This is a genomic window from Terriglobus sp. RCC_193 (genome assembly GCF_041355105.1).
Classification (GTDB): Bacteria; Acidobacteriota; Terriglobia; order Terriglobales; family Acidobacteriaceae; genus Terriglobus.
The window spans coordinates 2,044,192-2,052,489 of record NZ_JBFUPK010000001.1 but is presented as its reverse complement, the minus strand read 5'-3'; the positions used below and the strand labels follow the sequence as shown (position 1 = coordinate 2,052,489).

Sequence of the window (8,298 nt, the reverse complement as noted above, 5' to 3'; positions counted from 1 at the left end):
CTGCCACGCTACGTCGCGGCAGTCAGCAAGGCGTTAGAACGCGGCCAGCTTACAGCACAGGACGCCAGAGCCATGCTTTACGGAGCACAGATGCTGCTGGCCGCGTGGAATGCGTTGGGTGATGCACTGCCAGACGACGATCCAAAAACCCGCATCGGCTTCATACAGGCTGCTGCGGAAGCGGTCATGCGGGTGTCCATCCGATGACGAAGCGCCGCAAGCCACACGTCCACCGCAACCCGGAACCTCCACCAGCAGCGCGCAGCGAAGCAGAACAGCAGTGGACGGCACAGGCCCGGAACGTCTGCCGCAATCTCGAATCCAGCGGCCTTGCCGATGAGTGGACACGCGAGAGCATCCGCCTGCTGATGGATTGCTGGCACGTGATGCGACGCGCCGAACTACAACCCTAAAGTCATGACCGGAACCACGCGTACGGCTCCGCAACCTCACCGCTCCGTGGCTCGCACCGCCAGCCTGTGCCGTGCCGTTCCGGCGACGGCACCGGACTGCCGCTGCGTTCCCCTCCACTGCATCCCTGTTGCCCGTGGAAATGTGCATGGCGACGCCACGTCACATTCCCACCGACAACGACGACGGCGGCGGCGGCAGCGCCGAAGAGCACAGCCCTCCATCCCGGCGTGTCTTGGTCGTGCGAAGCAACGCCCTGCGCCACACCTGCTCTTTCCCATCTTGCGCCGCCTGTAGTCCGTCGGCATGGTTGGTTCGACTGCGGCGCGCTGCCGCTCGCTTCGCGTCGCGGACATGCAAAAGCACTCTGAGTGTGCTCCATCCGTTGCGCGTGCTTCTGCCCGCTCCACTCCTTCCGCACAGGCTGCGGGGCGTCGCATCTCCGGGCTACGGGCCTTGCCCTTCGCACCGCGCATGTTGCCGCGCGGTCTGCGCTCTGCTTGCCTGCGTGCGCTCCTGCGCGTTGCTCCGTCGTGCCAGTTGGCACCGCCCCGGCCCTCGCCCTTCGGGTGCTGCGAGGTGACTCGCACCCTTCAGGCCCTTGCCGCTGAGGCGTCCCGGGCAGCCACGCTGGTTGCGCTCCGGGCGTCCGATGCGCTCCTCGCCGTGCTTCCGCACGGCTCCGGTGCTCCTCCCGTCCGGTGCTCATACGCGTGTCTGGCTCCCGCTTTCGCGGGTGCTTCGCTCCCTCCCGCTGCGGCGCTCTGCTTGCCTTGCTCCCCTCGCTCGGTGCTGGCGCACGCTTTCCGCGCCTGCGGCGCTCCTGTGCCACCCGCGTTCTTTCTCTCTCACGTGTGTGCTGCTGCGGTTGGTTCGGCCTTGCCTTCGGCCCTGTCCCACAAACCTCATCACATTCCGCGCGGGCCTGCATCCTTACCCTCGTAGCACCCGCGGCCGCGCGGGAAAACAACAGGTGTCAGAGAGAGGTGTCGGAGAGGTGTCAAGAAATCTTTTGACACCTCTGCTGACACCTGTAAAAATGCGGGTGCGGACGAAGATTCAGACGTTGAACTTGAAGAAGAGAATATCGCCGTCTTTAACGATGTATTCCTTGCCTTCACTGCGCAGCAGTCCCTTTTCCTTCACAGCCTGTTCGCTGCCAAGTTTGAAAAGGTCTTCGCAGTTATAAGCGTCGGCGCGGATAAAACCACGTTCAAAATCAGAGTGAATAACGCCAGCTGCTCCGGGTGCTTTCGTACCCTTACGGATGGTCCATGCGCGTACTTCCTGCACACCTGCGGTGAAGTATGTGATCAGGCCGAGCAGGCGATAGGCAGCGTGAATGAGGCGGTCCAGTCCGGGTTCTTCCATCCCCATGCTGGCAAGAAATTCGTTGCGTTCTTCGGGGTCGAGCTGCGAGATTTCCGCTTCCATCGAGCCACAGATGCGGACAACGTCGCTGCCTTCACTGGCTGCGCGTGCTTCCACGGCCCGTGTATGTTCGTTGCCCACTGCGAGAGATGCTTCGTCCACGTTGGCTACGTAGAGTGTCGGCTTCATCGTGATGAGGAAGAGATCACGAACCAGTGGCTTTTCTTCGTCGGTCAATTCCACGGCACGCGCGGGCGTGCCTGCGTTCATAGCCTCGCGTAGTTTGCCCAGTGCGCTGAACTCGTTTTTGATCTTGCTGTCCTGCGAGGTGCGTGCCAGCTTTTGCGCCTTCTCGTAACGGCGTTCCACGGTGTCCAGGTCGGCAAGGAGCAGTTCCGTATTGATGACGTCGATGTCGGCCAGCGGATCAACCTTGCCTGCGACGTGAATCACTTCGGGATCTTCAAAGCAGCGCACGATGTGCAGGGTGGCATCGGTGGAGCGAATGTTCGCCAGAAACTGGTTACCCAGGCCTTCGCCTTTGCTGGCGCCTGCTACCAGGCCGGCAATGTCCACGAACTCAATGGTTGTGGGCACGATGCTCTTCGGCTTCACCAGTTCCACGATGCGGTTCTGCCGTGTATCCGGGACCGTGACGATGCCTACGTTGGGGTCGATGGTGCAGAAGGGATAATTCGCAGCGACGGCCTCAATTGCTGTGAGTGCGCTGAAGATGGTGCTCTTGCCCACGTTGGGAAGACCGACGATGCCTACGTTCAATGCCATGACTGCTTCTATTGTCTCGCGATGCGGGGAATATGCGCTACTCTGACCGGAGATTCCGGACAAAATGAGGATTTCCACCTATGAAAACGGTGCATGTCGGTTATAAGTGAGGAAGTACGCCTCATTCATCCGCAGACATTTCATGGTTGTGCGTCCGCACGGCTTTTTGCATGGTTTTCTTTCAACCACGAGGGGGAGAGAGATTTCGATGGACCGTCGTTCATTTCTTCATGGATCGGCAGCGCTTACAGGATTGAGCCTGTTGCAAGGCTGCGCGAAACATGTCGCAGCGCCTGCTATGGCAACCGCTCCCGCACTTCCTTTTTATGATGTGCCAGGAAACATCCTTCCCATTCGTGCGGATGTGGATCGCATCTTCCGCATCACGGTATGTCTGCGGCCGTTTCGCGCGGTAGGGCCGCGCATGGACGTGCTGAAGGTAGGCGATAAGACCGTGGTGACCAATTACGGTCATGGTGGCAGCGGATGGTCGCTCTCATGGGGTTCGGCCGATGTGGTCGTGCGCAAGGCGATGGAAGCTGCACCCGGCGTGAAGGAATGCGCTGTGATCGGTGCGGGCGCGCTCGGTCTGACGACTGCGTTGACAGCACAACGCATGGGCTACAAGGTAACCATCTATGCGAAGCAGACCGCGCCCTACATCCGTAGCGTGCGCGCCACCGGCTCGTGGACACCGGATTCCCGAGTGGCGCTCAGCACGGATGCGCCAGCGGATTTCGCAGCGTTGTGGGAACGCATGGCGCGCACTTCGTGGATCATGTACAACAGCTATCTTGGTGCGTCCGGTTCGCCCATCGAATGGACCGATCGCTATCAGCTTTCTGATGCGCCGCCGCGCGATCGAAACCGTCCCGTCGATCCGAATACGGCAGGGGATCCTGCCGCAAAGAGTCAAGAAGTGCATCACTTCGCACGCTATAGCCAAAGCATTGCGGACATTACACCAACGTCTAAAGATATGCCGCCTGGCTCAACACCATTCCCCACGAAATATGTGCGCCGTAACTCGTCCTTGACGTTTAACGTTGCGGGTTACGCGAAGCTGCTAATGCAGGAGTTTTATCTTGCTGGCGGACGCATTGAAATGCGCGAGTTTCATACACCGAATGAGTTTGCATCACTAAAGGAAAACGTTGTGTTCTGCTGCACGGGCTATGACTCGAAGGCATTGTGGAGCGATCAAAGCATCGTTCCGGTGCGCGGACAGATTGCGTGGCTCATTCCGCAAGAGGGTGTGAACTATGGCATCGGATATAAGGGCCTGAACCTGCTTGCGCGGCGTGATGGCATTGTGATCCAGCCGAATGTAGGTGGCGAAGAAGAGGGCTGGAATGACTCCAATGAAACGCCGGATCATGCCGCGGCCGAAGCAGGCGTGAAGATATTGCAGGAGCTGTACAGCCGCATGGAACCCATCATTGCAAAACGTGGCACGCGGGTGACGGCGTAAGGTAACGGGTTTCCATTTAACGACGCCAGCGCGTCTAATGCTGTTGAGTGAGGACAAGGATGCGCTGGAGTCGATTACTTATCGCTATGCTGTTTGCTTCTGCTATGTCGCCTTTGTGTGCGCAGAAGGCGCCACAACCTGGATGCACGCAACAGAAGACGGACTACTACCAGTGCAATGGTGATGCGTTTCAACACCTGCTTGCCGTGTCAAAGAATGTTCGCGTGGATACGGGCCGCATGGATTCTTTCGGACGCAGGCAGATGGTGAAGCTGGTGGGGGATCTCGGCAAGAAACTTGTGACGCCGGAACAGCGGCCTGACCTTGTCTTTGAACTGACGTGGATTGATCGCAGCGGGCGCATCGATTTTGGGCCGGGAGATGTAGCCGTGGCTCGCTTGAATATCTACGATCCGTCGCGTGGTCGAGGCGAACAGAGCCTTGTGTGGGTGGAGACGCTTACTGGCCAACAAGATATTCCATGGCCGTCCATGGTTACGCAGCTTCGTCAGCAATTCCAGCATCATGTTGCCGGAGCGTAAACGTTTTTGTTTTGCGGATGTATCGGTGGCCATTAAGCTTGGCGCATGACTCTTCGTGTTCTCTATTCCGCGCTGGTGATAGCCGCGCTGCAACTACCTGCAGTAGCTCAGAACAAAGCAGATTGGATTGCGCCCACTGCGCCGTTTCGTATCTCGGGCAATCTGTATTATGTCGGATCGCGCGATCTTGCGGCTTACCTGATCACAACGCCGAAAGGCAACATCCTGATCAACGCGAACCTGGCTATGTCGCCTCCGCAGATACACGCCAGTATTGAAAAGCTGGGCTTCAAGTGGAGTGATACCAGGATTCTTCTCAGCAGCCAGTCACACTATGATCATGCCGCGGGTTCCGCCGAGGTGGTGAAGGAGACAGGCGCAAAGCTGATGGTGATGGATGGCGATGTGAAGGTCATGGAAGACGGTGGCGCATCTGACTATGATCACTCGCTGGATCATTTTCCGCCGGTTCACGTGGATCGTGTTCTGCATGACATGGACAAGGTGCAGTTGGGCGGCACGACCATCGTTGCGCATAAGACGGCGGGCCATACGCAGGGATGCACCACGTGGACCATGGAGACACACGAGAGTGGACGCACGCTGCGAGTGGTGATTGTGGGCGGCATGTCGTGGAACCCGGCAGTGCGGCTGGTTTCCACGCCGGGCAGACCTGCTTCGTATCCGGGAATTGAGCAGGATTTTCAAAAGACATTTGCCACCTTGAACGCGCTTCCCGTGGATATCTTTCTTGGCGCGCATGGTGTGTATTTTGACCTTCTGGGGAAGATGGCACGCTGGCCACAGCAAGGTGATGCAGTATGGATTGATCCTGCTGGATACCACCAGGCTGTGAATGAGAAGAAGACTGCCTTTGAGGCAGAGGTGGCAAAGGAAAAGTCTGAAAAATAGCGCGACGGTTGCTGTCTTCCCATGCTTCGTTTCGTATAACGTGAGAGGCGCGAAAAGGAGTTTGTTTATGAAGATCAAGAAGCTGGTAGTAGCCGCTGCACTGCTGTGTTGTGGCTTGAGTCTTTCGGCGATGGCGCAGGGTGGAATGGAGATGGCTCCGCACAAGCCGGGTGCTCCTCTGGCCAGTCCGCGGAAGCAGGCAGAGGCCAGCATCAATGGCCACACGGTAAAGGTGGACTATGGCGCACCCAGCATGCGCGGGCGAAAGATTATGGGCGATCTGGTGCCGTACACCACCTGGTGGCGCACCGGCGCAAATGAAGCCACGCTCTTTGAGACCAATACCGATCTGATGGTGGGTTCGCTGCATGTTCCCGCAGGCAAGTACACGTTGGTCACGCTGCCTTCTGCGGGTGAATGGCAGTTGGTGTTCTGCAAGCATCTTGGACAGTGGGGAACGGAGCGCTTTGAGGCTGATGATCTTGGCAAGGCACCGATGAAGAAGGCATCGTTGACCGCACCGCAGGAGATGATGTCCATCGAGTTCCGCAATACCACCGCGAAGGGCACAGAGATGCACGTGAAGTGGGAGACCACGGATGTGTGGGTTCCCGTTACCTTTATGAAGTAATCCGTACGAGCGAGCGCAGCACCCGGCGTGGGTGCTGCGTTTTTGTTTTTACGCGTAGCATAAAAATGCGAGGTGGATGATGGACGTTCCGAAGGTGCAGGAGGCTCTTAAGCAGGCGGGAGTGGATGGATGGTTGTTCTATGACCACCACGTGCGCGATCCGCTGGCGTATCGCATCCTGGGGCTTGATCCGTCCATGCACGTTACACGTCGGTGGTTTTACTTCATCCCCGCGAAAGGGGAGCCTCGTAAGCTGAACCACCGCATTGAGGCGGGTAAGCTGGATACGTTGCCGGGCGAGCGTGTGCTGTATTCCACGTGGCAGGAGATGGAATCGGCGCTGGAACAGATGCTCCAGGGCTCGACGCGCATCGCCATGCAGTATTCGCCGCGGAACGCTGTGATGTATGTGGCGATGGTGGATGCCGGCACCATTGAAGTGCTGAACGGTATGGGCAAGGAGATTGTTTCTTCCGCGAACCTGGTCAGCCGGTTTGAGGCAGTGCTGACAGAGCACCAGGTGGAGACACACTACATCGCACAGAGGAAGATCGATCGCATCCTGGAAGATGCGTGGCGCGAGATGGGGTCGCGTGTGCGCGGTGTAGGCACGGATGAGTTCGCCATGGTGGAGTATCTGCAGGCCGAGTTGGCGAAGGAGGGTCTGGTCTGGGAGCATGGGCCAAACGTCAGTGTGGGGCCAAATGCGGCCGACTCGCACTACGAGCCGGTGGCAGGGAAGTCGTCACGCATTGAACGTGGCTCATTCGTCCTGATCGACATATGGGGCAAGCTGAAGGACGATCCTTCGGCGGTCTGGTATGACATTACGTGGACCGGGGTTGTGGACCGCGATCCTACGGAGCATGAGGGGCGCGTCTTCCGCACGGTTGTGGAGGCTCGCGATGCGGGCATTCGCCTGGTAGAGCAGCGGTTTGCCAAGGGAAAGCCGATTGCGGGGTGGGAGCCGGATGCTGCAGCTCGCGAGGTGATTGTCAACGCTGGTTTTGGCCAGTGGTTTACGCATCGCACAGGCCACAACATCGGCACGGAGTTGCATGGCGCGGGTGCGCACCTGGACAACTTCGAGACGCATGACGAGCGCTTGATCCTGCCGATGACCTGCTTTTCCGTGGAGCCGGGTATCTATCTCCCACCCGGGCCGGAGTGTTTCGGGGTGCGGAGCGAGATTGACATGATGACCAAGCCGGGAAGCGCGGTTGTTACTGGGAAGATTCAGCGCGAACTGGTGCGAATCTAGCTGATATGATCGACAACGGAATGGCAGTGATACAAACAACGAAGGTTCCGGTAAGACAGAGTGCAATGTCTCCTACGCTGGTGCTGGTGGCCGGCTGGCTGGTGCCGGGGCTTGGGCACGTGTTGGTGAAGAAGCCTATTCGCGCAGCGTTGCTGTTTGTGTCCATCGTCAGCATGTTTTTCCTGGGCATGATGATGCACGGCAAAGTTTATTCCGCCACGAATGGCGACGTGCTGGATCTGCTGGGTTTTGTGGGACAGATGGGTTCGCCGCTGCTGTATGTGATTGCCCATGCGGCCAGCCTTGGTGGCCAGGTTCTGACGGATACGGTTTCCGATTACGGAAGCAAGTTTGCCGTGGTTGCTGGGCTGCTGAATGTAATGGCCGCGGTGGATGCGCAGTCGTTGGCCAATGGCCGCAAGGAGGGTCTGTAATGTCTCACTTCGCAGCCCTTGTGGTGTATGCCTTCTTTGCTTCGATTGTGTTCGGAATCACCCAGCGTACGGAACCCAAAAACATGATCCGGTTCGGAGCGTTTTGCTTCGGTGGATTTGTGCTGGCTGCAATCGTAGTGAGCTGGGGCATGTTTCTTCTGAAGCACTAATGTCCGCTTGAAACCATAGCTGACTGCAGTGGTGATCTCGGACGCTCCAGGCATTCTGTCGAGCATGTCAGACTGACAGACAAGTCAATGTATTCCGGCTGTTGCGCATGATGTGATGCGTGAATATGGTGGAACTCGCAGTGAGCGTCTCTGCACACAAATTGGAAGGCCCATTGTGCCGTTCCACCGCGAATCATCAGGTGCAATCCCTGGATATTCTGAATGGTCTTTTGCCCTGATCTGGTAGTAAGGTCTGAGGGCCTTACATTGTGCGCCACGGAATCCATCGGCGCTGCTATAGCCAGCAAG

The 8,298-nt window shown here is 58.0% G+C and carries 11 protein-coding genes; 9 read left to right on the top strand and 2 right to left on the bottom strand.

Annotated elements, in window-relative coordinates; all coding sequences use genetic code 11:
* Both AB6729_RS08600 and AB6729_RS08595 read left to right on the top strand, forming a co-directional pair.
* Positions 1-207: hypothetical protein (locus AB6729_RS08600; RefSeq protein ID WP_371081163.1), on the top strand; the 207-nt coding region annotated here is incomplete at its 5' end.
* Entirely contained in the window at positions 204-413 is a 210-nt protein-coding gene (locus tag AB6729_RS08595; protein WP_371081162.1) for a hypothetical protein, read from the top strand. The genes AB6729_RS08600 and AB6729_RS08595, both read left to right, overlap by 4 nt.
* Positions 414-415: 2 nt before the next feature.
* On the opposite strand, the gene AB6729_RS08590 is transcribed toward AB6729_RS08595, so the two are convergent.
* A complete protein-coding gene (locus AB6729_RS08590) occupies positions 416-676 on the bottom strand; it encodes a hypothetical protein (protein WP_371081161.1) in 261 nt (86 codons plus the stop codon).
* A gap of 794 nt (positions 677-1,470) precedes the next feature.
* Complete coding sequence (ychF, locus tag AB6729_RS08585; RefSeq protein ID WP_371081160.1) at positions 1,471-2,568, bottom strand: redox-regulated ATPase YchF; 1,098 nt, start codon at positions 2,566-2,568, stop codon at positions 1,471-1,473.
* Between the two features lie 208 nt (positions 2,569-2,776).
* Here ychF and AB6729_RS08580 point away from each other — a divergent pair, with 208 nt between their 5' ends.
* From AB6729_RS08580 to AB6729_RS08550, 7 genes are all read left to right on the top strand, one after another.
* Positions 2,777-4,039 carry an FAD-dependent oxidoreductase gene (locus AB6729_RS08580; RefSeq protein ID WP_371081159.1) on the top strand — a complete coding sequence of 421 codons (1,263 nt, stop codon included), beginning with the start codon at positions 2,777-2,779 and terminating at the stop codon, positions 4,037-4,039.
* A gap of 59 nt (positions 4,040-4,098) precedes the next feature.
* Complete coding sequence (locus AB6729_RS08575; protein ID WP_371081158.1) at positions 4,099-4,581, top strand: hypothetical protein; 483 nt, start codon at positions 4,099-4,101, stop codon at positions 4,579-4,581.
* A gap of 45 nt (positions 4,582-4,626) precedes the next feature.
* Positions 4,627-5,493, top strand: coding sequence for a subclass B3 metallo-beta-lactamase (gene bla, locus AB6729_RS08570; RefSeq protein ID WP_371081157.1), 867 nt, complete (start codon positions 4,627-4,629; stop codon positions 5,491-5,493).
* Positions 5,494-5,560: 67 nt separating this feature from the next.
* Entirely contained in the window at positions 5,561-6,124 is a 564-nt protein-coding gene (locus AB6729_RS08565) for a DUF2911 domain-containing protein (protein WP_371081156.1), read from the top strand.
* A 79-nt stretch (positions 6,125-6,203) separates the two neighbouring features.
* Entirely contained in the window at positions 6,204-7,385 is a 1,182-nt protein-coding gene (locus tag AB6729_RS08560) for a M24 family metallopeptidase (protein WP_371081209.1), read from the top strand.
* Positions 7,386-7,450: 65 nt separating this feature from the next.
* Complete coding sequence (locus AB6729_RS08555) at positions 7,451-7,819, top strand: DUF6677 family protein (RefSeq protein WP_371081155.1); 369 nt, start codon at positions 7,451-7,453, stop codon at positions 7,817-7,819.
* Positions 7,819-7,989: a hypothetical protein gene (locus tag AB6729_RS08550; RefSeq protein ID WP_371081154.1), complete on the top strand. Its 171-nt coding sequence runs from the start codon at positions 7,819-7,821 to the stop codon at positions 7,987-7,989. Before AB6729_RS08555 ends, AB6729_RS08550 begins: the two co-directional genes overlap by 1 nt.
* Positions 7,990-8,298 lie beyond the last annotated feature (309 nt).